Raw genomic sequence first — 12914 nt, forward strand, 5'->3', positions numbered from 1 at the left:
GACACGAGCCCCATGACCGAGACATCCCTTCACGCCGAGCTCCCGCGCATCGGTGTGCACCAGTTGCCCAATCGCGTGATTCTGGCCCCGATGGCCGGCGTCACCGATCGCCCGTTCCGACAGCAATGTCGTGAGCTGGGCGCGGGGCTCGTGGTCTCGGAGATGGTGACCAGTGACAAGCGCCTGTGGAACACCGTCAAGTCGCGCACGCGCATGAATCATGCCGGTGAACCCGGCCCGCGTGCCGTGCAGATCGCCGGGGGCGATGCCGCGATGCTGGCCGAGGCCGCCGCGCTGAATGCCGAGATGGGCGCCGAGATCATCGACATCAACATGGGCTGCCCGGCCAAGAAGGTCTGCAACAAGGCCGCCGGGTCTGCCCTGATGCGCGATGAGCGTCTGGTCGGCGAGATTCTCGAGGCCGTGGTGCGTGCCGTGAAGGTGCCGGTCACGCTGAAGATGCGCACCGGCTGGTGCGAGGAAACACGCAACGCCATCACCATCGCGCGCATGGCCGAGAGTGCCGGCATCCAGGCGCTCTCCGTGCATGGTCGCACCCGTCAGCAGAAATATACCGGTGAGGCCGAATACGACACCATCGCTGCGGTGAAGGCGGCAGTCTCGATCCCGGTCTTCGCCAATGGCGATATCGACAGCGGCGAGAAAGCGCGACATGTGCTTGACTATACGGGCGCCGATGCCGTGATGGTCGGCCGTGCGGCCCAAGGCAACCCCTGGATCTTCCGCGAGATCAATCACTATCTGGCCACTGGCCAGGTAGCTTCCGGCCCGAGCGATGCGGAGCGTGCCCAGGTGATGCGCACCCATCTCGAGGCCCTGTACGAATTCTACGGTGACTACATGGGCGTGCGCATCGCGCGCAAGCATGTGGGCTGGTACCTGGCGACCCGCGAGGATGGCAGTGAGTTGAAGCGCAGCTTCAATCCTCTCGAGGAGCCCGATGAACAGCGCCAGTTCCTGACCCGCCTGTTCGGCGAGCCGGAAGGCATCGCCCGCACCGAGACGCAAGGAAGTCACGCAGCATGACCAGCAGGCACCCTCTATCCCCTGACGACGCAAGCCAGGCCACGCTGATGACGCCCGTTCGGCACCATCAGACCCTGCGCGAAGCCGTCGAGCATTCCATGGCGCGCTACTTCGCCCACCTGGATGGCGAGCAGGTCACCGACCTGCATGCCATGGTGATGGCCGAGGTCGAGGCGCCGCTGCTGGAAGCGGTGATGGCCCACGCCCAGGGCAACCAGACCCGCGCCGCCGATATGCTGGGCCTCAATCGAGGCACGCTGCGCAAGAAGCTCAAGCAGTTTGATCTGATCTGACCCCGCCGGGGCATCCTCACAGGTGCCCCGGCGTCTTTTTGTTGATCCACGAGTGGAGCATCATGCAAGCCAAGCCCCAAGCCATCCGTCGCGCCCTCCTGAGCGTTTCCGACAAGACCGGCATCGTCGAATTCGCCCGTGCCCTCGACGCCCGTGGCGTCGCCCTGCTGTCTACCGGCGGCACCTTCCGTCTGCTCAAGGACAACGGCCTGGCCGTGACCGAAGTCTCCGAGCACACCGGCTTCCCGGAAATGATGGATGGCCGGGTCAAGACCCTGCATCCCAAGATCCACGGCGGCATTCTCGGTCGACGCGGTCAGGATGATGCGGTGATGGCCGAGCACGGCATCGACCCCATCGACATGGTCATCGTCAACCTGTATCCGTTCGCCGCCACCGTGGCCAACCCGGATTGCTCGCTGGAAGACGCCATCGAGAACATCGATATCGGCGGCCCGACCATGGTGCGTTCCTGCGCCAAGAACCACGCGCACACCACCATCGTCGTCAACGCGGCCGACTACGACCGCGTGATCGCCGAGATGGACGCCAATGACAATGCCGTCAGCGACGAGGCGCGCTTCGACCTGGCCGTGGCAGCCTTCGAGCACACCGCCGCCTACGACGGCGCCATCGCCAACTGGCTGGGTCAGCGGGTCGAGGGTGGCAGTGAAGGTCTGCCGCGTCAGTACAACGTCAGCCTGAGCAAGAAGCAGGACATGCGTTACGGCGAGAACCCGCATCAGCAAGCGGCCTTCTACGTCGAGGACGGTGCCACCGAGGCCAGCGTCGCCACGGCCGTGCAGGTCCAGGGCAAGGCGTTGTCCTACAACAACGTCGCCGATACCGATGCCGCCTTCGAGTGCGTCAAGGCCTTCGACGAGACCGCCTGTGTCATCGTCAAGCACGCCAACCCGTGTGGCGTCGCCATCGGCGAGTCTGCCCTGGCCGCCTACGAGCGCGCCTATCAGACCGACCCGACCAGCGCCTTCGGCGGCATCATCGCCTTCAACGTGCCGCTGGACGCCGAGACCGCGCAGGCCATCGTCTCGCGCCAGTTCGTCGAGGTGATCATCGCCCCGGGAATCAGCGACGAAGCCGCTGCCATCGTCGCCACCAAGGCCAACGTGCGTCTGCTCGACGTCGCGGAGGCCTGGGCGGCCGAGCGTACCGGCGGTCACGACTTCAAGCGCGTCACCGGCGGTCTGCTGGTGCAGGACCGCGATCAGGGCATGGTCGGCCGTGATGAACTCAAGGTCGTCACCGAGCGCGCGCCGAGCGAGCAGGAACTCAACGACCTGACCTTCGCCTGGAAAGTGGCCAAGTTCGTCAAGTCCAACGCCATCGTCTACATCAAGGATGGCCAGACCATCGGTGTGGGCGCCGGTCAGATGAGCCGCGTCTATTCGGCCAAGATCGCCGGCATCAAGGCCGCCGATGAAGGGCTCAAAGTGCCGGGCTCCGTGATGGCCTCCGATGCCTTCTTCCCGTTCCGTGACGGCATCGACGCCGCGGCGGCGGCCGGTATCACGGCCGTCATCCAGCCGGGTGGCTCCATGCGTGATCAGGAAGTCATCGATGCCGCCAACGAAGCCGGCATCGCCATGGTCTTCACCGGCATGCGTCACTTCCGTCACTGATCGACGGCTCTGACACATGATGTGTGAGCCTCTCTGACGCTCACGAAAAAGCCCCCGCCAGCGAATCGCTGACGGGGGCTTTTCGTATGCCGGGGCATCAACGCCTGCCCCTATTCGACAGGCAGTCTGACCAGGCGCAGGAAGTTGTCACGGGCGACATTGTGCGCCGTCTGTGGCGACAGGGCATCGAGGAATGGCGTGTAACTTGCCAGGATATCGCCCACCGAGCCGAAGCGCCCGACCACGTCACTGCCAAGCACGAAGCGCTGTGGGAAGCGCTCGACCAGCTTGACCCAGCGCGGGCGCGGCTGGCCCTTGTCATCCAGCAGATACGGCTCCAGCACTGACCAGGACAGGTCGATATTCAGGTTGGGATAGGTTTCCAGCATGCGCTCGATCTCGCCGTGCAGCCATGTCATGCGCCCCAGGCGACGATTGAGCTCGGCACTGGTACCCGCATGTGCCCAGATGAAGGTCGTGTCCGGATTGTCGCGCACCGCACTCTCGAATTCCTCGAGATACAGCCCCTCATGCCCCTCACGCTTGCTGGTGACATTGGAATGCACCATCACCGGCAGGCCCTTCTCCGCCGCCAGCGCATAGACCTTTCTCAAGGCGGGATGATTGGCTCGTGGCGTCTCGCCCTCGGTCAGGCGCGTCAGGTCATCATGACGCGTGAAGACCTCGCCGATGCCTTTCCAGAAGCCGGGATAGATCGCCATCAACTGGCGAATCTCATCGGCAGCATTCAGATCAGTGGGGTTGAAGCCGGTGATGAACGGCGAGAAACGCGCCTGGACCGGCTCGGGAGCGCGAGTCAACGCCTCGGCCAGAATGTAATCGGTACCGGAGTACCAGTAGACCGGCCCATCATCACCCATGTAGTAACGCGGCTTCTTGGGCGCGTCCTGCTGCCATTTCTTGGCGACACCGATGCCCGTGATCAGGGCATGATCCACCTGCGCCTCATCCATGGCATCCAGCAAGGCCCCCAGGCCATCGCCCTGCTGGAAGAAGTCGACGAAGTGCAGGTGGGCGTCGCTGTAGTGATAATCGCGTGTCTCATCGGCAGCCACGGGCTCGGCGACAGCCATGCTGCCGGCAAGCCCCAACAGCAACGCCAGCGCCCCCTGGAGGAGAGGACGCTGGCGCAGACAGGACAGGCGAGAGAAACGGACGGGGCGAGAGGCAAGCTTCAGCATGGGTGGCTCCGAGGAAAGATCGCTCGATTCTGCGGTGCCCACCCTTGCCGGCGCAAGTGTCCTCAGCTCGCCAATACCGCACCATTCATGCCGGAGGGGCGGCTTCCCTGCCGTTCAGCTGCCTGCTGACGACGGGCAGTCACACGATTCCAGACCTTCTCGTGGAAGAAGAAGGCGACGGTGTTGACCGCAGGCTCGACGATGGCGACCAGACCGCCAACCACGATGTCACCGGTCAGCAGGTAGGTGACACCGAAGGCGATGGAGAAGTGCATGCTGGCAAAGGTCAATGTCTTGATCATGTTGGCTGCCCTCCGGGCGGTCTGTGCTCAGCGAGACGCTGAACCCCAGCGCGTCGCGTGTCTCTTGGTGGGCAACCTGTTGTTGCCTCGATGCAATGAATGATAGTGAGTCTCATCTGCAACTTGAAATCACTTTGCCCTACCCCGCTGATAAGGGCTGGCTATCAAGCGCTCGGATCACCACGCGCCACAGCCCACAGGATTGGGTAGAATGCGCAGCCGTACCATGCAATTGCATTCCCATCCACTCTGTCTCCTCAAGGTCGCCATGACGCCGCCACTCGACTCTGATGCCCTCCAGACGCTGCTTGAACGCCTGTCCAATGATGCCAGCCGCTGCTTCAACGAGGGCAAGGTCGCGGATTACATCCCGGCCCTGGCGCAGGTGGACCCGGATCAGTTCGGGATTGCCGTCTGTCATGTCGATGGCCGCGTCCAGTATGCCGGGGATGCACACACGCGCTTCTCGATCCAGTCGATCTCCAAGGTCCACGCACTGGTACTGGCGATGCAGCGTCTGGAAAGCGACGAGATCTGGTCACGCGTGGGACGTGAACCCTCTGGCCAGGCGTTCAATTCGATCATGCAGCTGGAGGTCGAGAACGGCATTCCACGTAACCCGTTCATCAATGCCGGGGCACTGCTGATCACGGACCTGCTGGTCTCGCGCATCGTCTCGATCCAGAACACGCTGCGTGAACAGCTCAGACGCCTGTCCGGCAGCCCCGACATCGGCTTCGACGAGAAGGTGGCGCGCTCCGAGATGGACCACAAGGCACGCAATGCCTCGCTCGCCTACCTGATGCAGGCCTATGGCAACGTGCACTCCGATGTGGATGACCTGCTGGACACCTACTTCCACAGCTGTTCGGTATCGATGAACTGCGTGGAGCTGGCCCGCAGCTTCGCCTTCCTGGCCAATCGCGGCGTCAACCCACTGGATGGCAAGGAAGTGGTCTCACCCTTGGAGACACGCCAGCTCAATGCGCTATTGCTGACCTGTGGGCTCTATGACGCGGCGGGAGACTTCGCCTGGCGCGTGGGCCTGCCGGGCAAGAGTGGTGTCGGCGGCGGCATCATCGCCATCCTGCCGGGACAGATGAGCATCTGTGTGTGGTCGCCGCGCCTGGACGGCTATGGCAACTCGATTGCCGGCCGGCATGCATTGGAAGGATTGGTGGCGGGAATGGGGCTGTCACCGCTGGGCTGAGGAGTGAGGAGTGAGGGCTGAGAAGGGAGAACTGAGAAGTGCGGGCTGACAATACTGAGCTGGGAACCGGCCATAAAAAAGGGCAAGTCGCGTCCGCCACGCCACTCGCCCTGTCTTCAATCCTTGAAGACTATCACCACAGGTCCCGCTCTTTGACTGTAGCGTAAATAAGCATATCCACAAGTAAGAGAATGCCGACAAAGCACACCTGTCTTTGTCCCTGATCCGCGGTAAAAGACAGCGGCATACCGCTTTGGTCTGACACGCGCAGCGCGATCAATGCCCAAGACACCTCACCTCTACGACCAATGACGCATGGGCCTCTTGTCGCGAGATTGCCCCCTCTCGCGCATGCCGCTCTCTTATCAGCAGCGAAAGATCGCTCTCAGCAGCAGCGAAAACTCCATAGGTTGCAGACACGCTTGGCGGCAACAGGCCGAATGACTGAATGACATGAAAAAGCCCGCCCGGTGTCCCGGGCGGGCTTTTTGGCATCTGATGTCATGTCCGGTCATTGCCTTGAGCGCTGGCCATCCATCGACGATGCCACGTTCAAGGATGCAGGCTCATGCAGGGATCGACGGCGCAGACCCGATAACGAACGGCTCAGCCAAGTGAGAGACACAGATACTTGGTTTCCATGTACTCCTCGAGGCCATACTTGGAGCCCTCACGGCCCAGCCCCGATGCCTTGGTGCCGCCGAAGGGCGCGGCGGCGTTGGAGATCAGTCCGGTGTTGATACCGACCATGCCGTAATCCAGACCTTCCGACACGCGCCAGACACGCTTGAGATCCGTGCTGTAGAAATAGCTGGCCAGCCCGAACTCGGTATCGTTGGCCATCTCGATGGCCTCTTCCTCGCTCTCGAAGGGGAAGATGGCTGCCAGCGGCCCGAAGGTTTCCTCACGTGCCACCTTCATCTCCGGCGTCACCTGCGAGATCAACGTCGGGGTGAAGAAGCTGCCACCCAGCGGATGCGGATGACCGCCCAGCAGCAGCTCGGCCCCCTTGTCGAGAGCATCCTGCACGTGATCCGTGACCTTCTCGACGGCGTCACCATCAATCAGTGGGCCGACCTTGACGCCCTCTTCCATGCCGTTGCCCACGGTCAACTCGGCATTCATCGCCGCTGCCAGCTTCTCGCTGAAGGCATTGACCACGCTAGACTGCACCAGGAAACGGTTGGTGCAGACGCAGGTCTGGCCGGCGTTGCGGAACTTGGCTGCCATCGCGCCTTCCACCGCCGCATCGAGATCGGCGTCTTCGAACACCAGGAAGGGCGCATTGCCGCCAAGCTCGAGCGAGATCTTCTGGATATGCTGTGAGGCATTGGCCATCAGTCCGCGGCCAACTTCGGTGGAGCCGGTGAAGGTGACCTTGCGCACGAGACGCGAATCGGTCATCGCCTTGGCGATATCCCTGGCCGAGCCCGGCACCACGTTGAAGACACCACGCGGCACACCAGCGCGCTCCGCCAGCACCGCCAGCGCCAGCGCCGAGAAGGGAGTCTGACTGGCAGGCTTGACCACGATGGGGCAGCCCGCCGCCAATGCGGCACCCGCCTTGCGGGTGATCATCGATGACGGGAAGTTCCACGGCGTGATCGCCCCCACGACACCGACGGGTTGCTTGAGCACCATGATGCGCTGATCACGCTTGGCTGCCGGAATGGTGTCACCGTAGACTCGCTGTCCTTCCTCGGCGAACCAGCGCAGGAAGCTGGCGGCATACTGGATCTCACCGGCAGATTCGGCGAGTGGCTTGCCCTGCTCCAGGGTCATGATCTGCGCCAGGTCATCCTTGTGCTCCTGCATCAGGGCGTACCACTTCATCAGGATGTCGGCACGTTCCAGCGCGGGGGTTTCCTTCCAGTCAGCGAAGGCATTCTGGGCCGCCTCGATGGCACGCTCGGTTTCCGCATAGCCCAGGCGAGGCACTCGGCCGATGATCTCGCCGGTGGCCGGATTGTCGACCTCTATCTGCTCACCGGAATCCGCGGCGACCCAACCACCATCGATATAGGCAAAGGGGCGAAAGAGACTGGTATCGTTGAGATGTTCCATGAAGACTCCAGAGGCATGCAGGTGGATCGAGGCGGCGTTGAGCGCTAGCCGAGACTATTCAAGACTAGCCTAATAGAACCTAGATGCGGGTTCAGTGCCAGAACCACAACCCTGCCAGCACCAGTGCTGCCATGGCCAGCCCCGTGATCACACGCCCCATGGGCCACTCGCGTCGGCCGGATGGCTGCTTGCCGGCCTCGACAGACGACGGCGGTACCTCACCGAGCTCGCACTCCGGCGGCATCGACACGACACGCCGCGCCTTCTGCTGCTTGACCCGCGCATTGAACACCTGGCTCGCACGCCCGTCACGCACCTCGAAATCCACCGCCAGTCCCGGCCCCGGGAGACCGCGACCGCGCCAACCGACAAGATCGAACACGTACTCGGCGCCCTTGTCATCCGTGATGACACCCTCCTGGGTGGCATCATCGAACCGAGTGATCTCTCCGATCATGCTGCCCCTCCTGACATCCCGTCTCTCCTGACTGTCTAGCGTCCGACACTTGCCGTCTGGATATGGTCTTCCCGGCTGTCCGACAGGGTGATGGACACCGAATCGGAGAAGCGCAGCGCATGCGGCTTGTCGATCTCGACCTGAGCCGTCAGCACCTGCTCATGCTGCATCACGATATCCAGCACTTCCCGCGTCATGCGCTCGAGCAATGCGAAACGCCCATCCTCGACATGCGCGATCAGCTGCTTGGTGATGGTGCGATAGTTGAGGGCTTCGCTGATGTGGTTGAACTGAACCGCACGCGCGGCGCGGTAGCGGATCACCACATTGATCACGACATCCTGACGATTCTGGATCTCGTCCTCGTTGATCCCGATATAGGTGCGCAGACGCAGGTTCTTGATGCGAATGGTGGCAAGATCGTGATCGAGATGTTCATCGTGCAAGGCATGCATCGGCATCGACGGGGACTCCTGGACAAGAGATGTCAGACAAACGACTCACAGACGACGACGCCGCCTCGAGAGGCGGCGTCGTGGCTATCGGATCAGCTGATCAGGGTCAGGAATTCCTGACGGGTCGGCTGATTCTCGCGGAAGGCCCCCAGCATCACGGAGGTCTTCATGCTGGAATTCTGCTTTTCCACGCCACGCATCATCATGCACATGTGGCGCGCCTCGACCACCACCGCCACACCCCGTGCGCCGGTCACCTGCTGGACCGCCTCAGCGATCTGCTTGGTGAGGTTTTCCTGGATCTGCATGCGGCGCGAGTACATGTCGGTGATGCGCGCGAACTTGGACAGCCCCAGCACCTTGCCCGCCGGCAGATAGGCGATATGGCACTTGCCGATGAACGGCAGCATGTGATGCTCGCACATCGAGTAAAGCTCGATGTCCTTGACCAGTACCATCTCGTCGGTGTCCGAGGTGAAGACGGCGCCGTTGACGATCTCCTCCAGCGACTGATGATAGCCATGGGTCAGGAACTGCATGGCCTTGGCAGCACGCATGGGCGTGTCCTGCAGGCCCTCGCGCTGCGGATCCTCACCCAATGCAGTGATGATCTGGCGGTAATGGTTGGCAATCTCTTCGGTCATCCGTCTGCCTATGGTATCGGTCAGGGGCGCGCATGAGCGCACGCATAGCAGGGGTAAAGCACATAACTTATACAATATCTTAACGTTGAATTGATCTTGTACAAGTTAGTGTTCAATGTCAGCGCAGATTCTACCTCAGGCCTGCCTCCAACGCAGGCCTGATCACGTCTTTCCCGCAAGGCCGCAACGACGACGCCCTCAACGCAAGGCGTCAAGGGCGTCGGGTCATGGGACTCAAGAATGGCCCACCGGTCTCCGGCGCGGGCGGCTCACGCCAGCCAGCGAGGAGCATCAAGCACGACTCGCTGCTGCTCAAGACTGCGGATGTGGTCATCCCAGTACCCCAGGCTCGCGACATGCGAGAAGGCCTGCGGGAAGGCGGGATCCGTCCAGCGCCGTACCACCCAGGCACTGTGACGCACCATGCGCAGCGTACGCAGTGTCTCGATCCACTTCAGCTCCCCGCGATTGAAGTCGCAGTGCTGCTCATATCCTTCCAGCACCTCGGACAACTGCATGTGGAGCTCGGGGTCACTCTCTCCCGTCAACAGCATCCACAGATCCTGAATGGCAGGCGCATTGAGACAATCATCGAAATCCACCAGCGCGAAGCTGTCATCCCGCCCCAGCATGTTGCCGATATGGCAGTCACCATGCGCACGCAGCAAGCCACTCTGCGGCCAGCTCTGCTCCGCCACCAGGGGGCGCAACGCCTCGATGACACGCTGATAGCTTTCACTCTGACGCTCACTCAGCCAGTCGGAGGCCAGCACGCTGTCACGACTCTCGTCGAGGATGCGCAGTGGCGTGAGCGTTTCACGCTCCTGGAAGAGGCCTTGACGCCCGACGGCGTGCACGCGACCGATCAGCTCTCCCAGATGGTAGAGGTGCTCGGGAGATTCGAGTTCGGGAGCCCGCCCGACCACATGGGGAAACAGCGCGAAGTCGAAGCCTTCGTGATGATGCAAGGTCTCACCCCTGGCATCCGCCCAGGCGGGCGCACCGGGAACGCCCTCGGCTTCCAGCTCGGCCAGAAAGGCGTGCTCCTCGAGGATCTGGGCGCGGCTCCAGCGATCCGGACGATAGAACTTGGCGACCCAGCGCCGCCGGTCATCATCGGCCAGGTGATAGACCCGATTCTCGTAACTGTTGAGCGCGAAGGGCTCGCCGGGCAACCAGAAACCAAGCGACTCGACGGCGGCCACGACACGATCCGGCGCAAGCGCATCAAAGGGATGTGAACGCTTGTCCAGTTCGCCTTCCCGGGATGACGCAGCCTCCCAGGTGTTGCCGTTGGCGCGCTCATCAAGCTCGCGCGAGGTGCCGGATGATTGCGAATCAGCAGGTGTAACAGGATCAATAGGCATGGCAATTCCTCGGGCATGGACCAGCAAACGGCTGCCGGACCTTGCATGCTATGAGATTAGACCCTCACACCGCCAGTCCCTCAGGCCATAGACCAATAGCATCATGGCGAACCAGGCGGCGTACGCGCCAGCACACAGGCGACGACCTCTCGAGCCCCCGCCCGCTGACAGGCCTGCGCCAGGCTGTCGAGGGTCGCGCCACTGGTCATGACATCATCGATCAACAGCACGCTTTCCGGCAGAGGAGCGCTGATGTCATAACGTCCGCGTTGCGCCTTCAGACGTCCGCGCCGCCCCCGCAGGCGCTGATCCTCATCGGCCGCATGTCCCGAGCGAATCCGCACCACGTCGCCGCGTTGTCGTTCACGCACCCGCAGACCACGCGTCAGCTCCACCAGCACCTCATGCCCCCGCGTTCGTCGCCGTCGCGAATCCCCCGGCACCAGGATGACCCATGCCTCGGGACGTGCTGCCAGCCACTCCCGACAGAACGGGGCCAGCTCTCGCGTCATCAATTGGCGCAGCAGGAGCCCGGCACGCCTCTGATGCTGGTCCTTGTAACGCTGGAAGAGACCCGCGATCAGCCCCTCATAGCGCAATGGAGCGTACACGTGCTGATAGGCCGGTGGCGTCCGCAGACACCGTGCACAGGCCACCTGACTCAATGCCTCGGAGGCCACCGGCTCGGCACAGCACGGGCAGGCATGACGATTGCGCACGATCCGCTCTTCACAGGCCTCGCACCAGTCGCCATGGCGTCCCCTCGGGCGCCTGCCATGCGCATGCCCTCGTTGCTGCTGCAGGCAGAAGGCACAGGGGCGTGACACACGCCTCCTGTCAACCAGCAGACCTTCCAGCGTTGACAGCACTCGCGAAAACTCTATCATTTCAGTCAACCCTCATTCATAAATCGCGTTGACTGACCGACAGCCGTCGCTCGCGGGACTGGATGGCGGCGTGCGCCTGACCCGAAGACACTGGCGATCGTCCGGCGCTGACTGCCACCTGACGCGTCTCACTGCCTGCCTGAAGAAGGATCTCACTCCCATGACCGTAGAAGCCCCGAGCGTGACCACACAAACCTCGCACGACGAACGGACCAACGCAGATGGCGAGGTACGTCACGACTGGCGCGTCGAGGAAATCGAAGCGTTGTTCGCCCTGCCCTTCAATGACCTGCTGTTCCGGGCCCAGCAGATCCACCGCCAGCACTTCGATCCGAATGCCGTCCAGGTCTCGACCTTGCTGTCGATCAAGACCGGCGCCTGCCCGGAGGACTGCAAGTACTGCCCGCAGTCAGGCCACTACAACACTGGCCTGGGCAAGGAAAAGCTGATGGAGATCCAGAAGGTGGTCGAGCAGGCCCGCGCCGCCAAGGATGCCGGTGCCAGCCGTTTCTGCATGGGCGCCGCCTGGAAGAGCCCGCGGGAGCGCGATCTCGAGGTGGTCACCGAGATGGTGCGTCAGGTGAAATCACTGGGACTGGAAACCTGCATGACGCTGGGAATGGTCGATACCGATCAGGCCAGAAAGCTCGCGGATGCCGGCCTCGACTACTACAACCACAATCTGGACACCTCACCGGAGTACTACGGCGAGATCATCACCACGCGCAGCTACAGCGAGCGCCTGGACACCCTGGCCAGCGTGCGCGAAGCCGGCATGAAGGTATGCTCCGGCGGCATTCTCGGCATGGGGGAAACCACCACGGATCGTGCCGGCCTGCTGCGCCAGCTGGCCAATCTGCAACCACAGCCGGAATCGGTGCCGATCAACATGCTGGTCAAGGTGGCGGGCACACCGCTGGAAAATGTCGAGGATCTCGACCCCATCGAGTTCATCCGTGCCATCGCCGTGGCGCGCATCATGATGCCGAAGAGTCACGTGCGCCTGTCCGCCGGTCGCGAGCAGATGGACGATTCCACCCAGGCGCTGGCCTTCCTCGCCGGTGCGAACTCCATCTTCTATGGCGAGCGTCTGCTGACCACCGGCAATCCGCAGGCCAACCGTGACCGCGAGCTGTTCGAGCGCCTTGGCCTGCACCCGGAAACCCGCCAGGAAGTCGCCAGTGACGATGTGCGGGAAGCGGCGCTCAAGGCGGCCATGGAAGAACAGGCGCGCGCCAACGTCGAAGGCAGCCTGTTCTACGATGCCACCCGCGAGGCGACGCCCGCCAGCGATGAAGGCCACGTCCGTGAACGCAAGCCCTGCGGTCTGGTGGTCTGATCTCACG

13 protein-coding genes are annotated in these 12914 nt (G+C 62.7%); 5 read left to right on the top strand and 8 right to left on the bottom strand.

The window, feature by feature from the left end; translation table 11 throughout:
* The first annotated feature begins 12 nt into the window (after window positions 1-12).
* The 3 genes from dusB to purH all read left to right on the top strand — a co-directional run bounded on the left by dusB (window position 13) and on the right by purH (window position 2980).
* On the top strand, window positions 13-1047 hold the full coding sequence (dusB, locus tag HXS66_RS02750; RefSeq protein WP_077373125.1) for a tRNA dihydrouridine synthase DusB: 1035 nt from the start codon (window positions 13-15) through the stop codon (window positions 1045-1047).
* Complete coding sequence (gene fis, locus HXS66_RS02755) at window positions 1044-1340, top strand: DNA-binding transcriptional regulator Fis (protein WP_043331993.1); 297 nt, start codon at window positions 1044-1046, stop codon at window positions 1338-1340. Before dusB ends, fis begins: the two co-directional genes overlap by 4 nt.
* Before the next feature lie 62 nt (window positions 1341-1402).
* Window positions 1403-2980 carry a bifunctional phosphoribosylaminoimidazolecarboxamide formyltransferase/IMP cyclohydrolase gene (purH, locus tag HXS66_RS02760; protein ID WP_176502794.1) on the top strand — a complete coding sequence of 526 codons (1578 nt, stop codon included), beginning with the start codon at window positions 1403-1405 and terminating at the stop codon, window positions 2978-2980.
* Between the two features lie 110 nt (window positions 2981-3090).
* Here the strand turns inward: purH and HXS66_RS02765 are convergent, their stop codons facing one another.
* Together HXS66_RS02765 and HXS66_RS02770 are read right to left on the bottom strand one after the other, a co-directional pair.
* Entirely contained in the window at window positions 3091-4182 is a 1092-nt protein-coding gene (locus tag HXS66_RS02765) for an amidohydrolase family protein (RefSeq protein WP_176492920.1), read from the bottom strand.
* A gap of 62 nt (window positions 4183-4244) precedes the next feature.
* Window positions 4245-4484: a DUF2061 domain-containing protein gene (locus HXS66_RS02770; protein WP_176502795.1), complete on the bottom strand. Its 240-nt coding sequence runs from the start codon at window positions 4482-4484 to the stop codon at window positions 4245-4247.
* Window positions 4485-4695: 211 nt separating this feature from the next.
* Between HXS66_RS02770 and glsB the strand changes: the two genes are divergently transcribed.
* Window positions 4696-5694 (top strand): glutaminase B, encoded by a 999-nt coding sequence (glsB, locus tag HXS66_RS02775; protein ID WP_240499580.1) that lies wholly within the window; start codon window positions 4696-4698, stop codon window positions 5692-5694.
* Between the two features lie 606 nt (window positions 5695-6300).
* Here the strand turns inward: glsB and HXS66_RS02780 are convergent.
* From HXS66_RS02780 to HXS66_RS02805, 6 genes are all read right to left on the bottom strand, one after another.
* Window positions 6301-7758 (bottom strand): NAD-dependent succinate-semialdehyde dehydrogenase, encoded by a 1458-nt coding sequence (locus HXS66_RS02780; RefSeq protein WP_084209170.1) that lies wholly within the window; start codon window positions 7756-7758, stop codon window positions 6301-6303.
* A gap of 91 nt (window positions 7759-7849) precedes the next feature.
* Window positions 7850-8215: a hypothetical protein gene (locus HXS66_RS02785; protein ID WP_176502796.1), complete on the bottom strand. Its 366-nt coding sequence runs from the start codon at window positions 8213-8215 to the stop codon at window positions 7850-7852.
* Window positions 8216-8250: 35 nt separating this feature from the next.
* Window positions 8251-8676 (bottom strand): dihydroneopterin triphosphate 2'-epimerase, encoded by a 426-nt coding sequence (gene folX / locus HXS66_RS02790; RefSeq protein WP_176492918.1) that lies wholly within the window; start codon window positions 8674-8676, stop codon window positions 8251-8253.
* 86 nt (window positions 8677-8762) lie between these two features.
* Window positions 8763-9314 carry a GTP cyclohydrolase I FolE gene (folE, locus tag HXS66_RS02795; protein WP_077371842.1) on the bottom strand — a complete coding sequence of 184 codons (552 nt, stop codon included), beginning with the start codon at window positions 9312-9314 and terminating at the stop codon, window positions 8763-8765.
* 269 nt (window positions 9315-9583) lie between these two features.
* Window positions 9584-10567, bottom strand: a complete 984-nt coding sequence (locus HXS66_RS02800) for a serine/threonine protein kinase (RefSeq protein WP_373996117.1) — start codon at window positions 10565-10567, stop codon at window positions 9584-9586.
* Window positions 10568-10782: 215 nt separating this feature from the next.
* On the bottom strand, window positions 10783-11400 hold the full coding sequence (locus tag HXS66_RS02805) for a ComF family protein (RefSeq protein WP_139345415.1): 618 nt from the start codon (window positions 11398-11400) through the stop codon (window positions 10783-10785).
* Window positions 11401-11728: 328 nt separating this feature from the next.
* Here HXS66_RS02805 and bioB point away from each other — a divergent pair, with 328 nt between their 5' ends.
* A complete protein-coding gene (gene bioB, locus HXS66_RS02810; protein WP_077371834.1) occupies window positions 11729-12907 on the top strand; it encodes a biotin synthase BioB in 1179 nt (392 codons plus the stop codon).
* Window positions 12908-12914 lie beyond the last annotated feature (7 nt).

Origin of the sequence: Cobetia sp. 5-11-6-3 (assembly GCF_013374055.1) — a bacterium.
GTDB classification, from domain to species: domain Bacteria; phylum Pseudomonadota; class Gammaproteobacteria; order Pseudomonadales; family Halomonadaceae; genus Cobetia; species Cobetia marina.

Coding starts and splice junctions, on each gene's coding strand:
- folX (WP_176492918.1), bottom strand. CDS start 8,676: ATGCCGATGCATGCCTTGCACGATGAACATCTCGATCACGATCTTGCC.
- bioB (WP_077371834.1), top strand. CDS start 11,729: ATGACCGTAGAAGCCCCGAGCGTGACCACACAAACCTCGCACGACGAA.
- folE (WP_077371842.1), bottom strand. CDS start 9,314: ATGACCGAAGAGATTGCCAACCATTACCGCCAGATCATCACTGCATTG.
- glsB (WP_240499580.1), top strand. CDS start 4,696: ATGCGCAGCCGTACCATGCAATTGCATTCCCATCCACTCTGTCTCCTC.
- fis (WP_043331993.1), top strand. CDS start 1,044: ATGACCAGCAGGCACCCTCTATCCCCTGACGACGCAAGCCAGGCCACG.
- HXS66_RS02780 (WP_084209170.1), bottom strand. CDS start 7,758: ATGGAACATCTCAACGATACCAGTCTCTTTCGCCCCTTTGCCTATATC.
- purH (WP_176502794.1), top strand. CDS start 1,403: ATGCAAGCCAAGCCCCAAGCCATCCGTCGCGCCCTCCTGAGCGTTTCC.
- dusB (WP_077373125.1), top strand. CDS start 13: ATGACCGAGACATCCCTTCACGCCGAGCTCCCGCGCATCGGTGTGCAC.
- HXS66_RS02765 (WP_176492920.1), bottom strand. CDS start 4,182: ATGCTGAAGCTTGCCTCTCGCCCCGTCCGTTTCTCTCGCCTGTCCTGT.
- HXS66_RS02770 (WP_176502795.1), bottom strand. CDS start 4,484: ATGATCAAGACATTGACCTTTGCCAGCATGCACTTCTCCATCGCCTTC.
- HXS66_RS02785 (WP_176502796.1), bottom strand. CDS start 8,215: ATGATCGGAGAGATCACTCGGTTCGATGATGCCACCCAGGAGGGTGTC.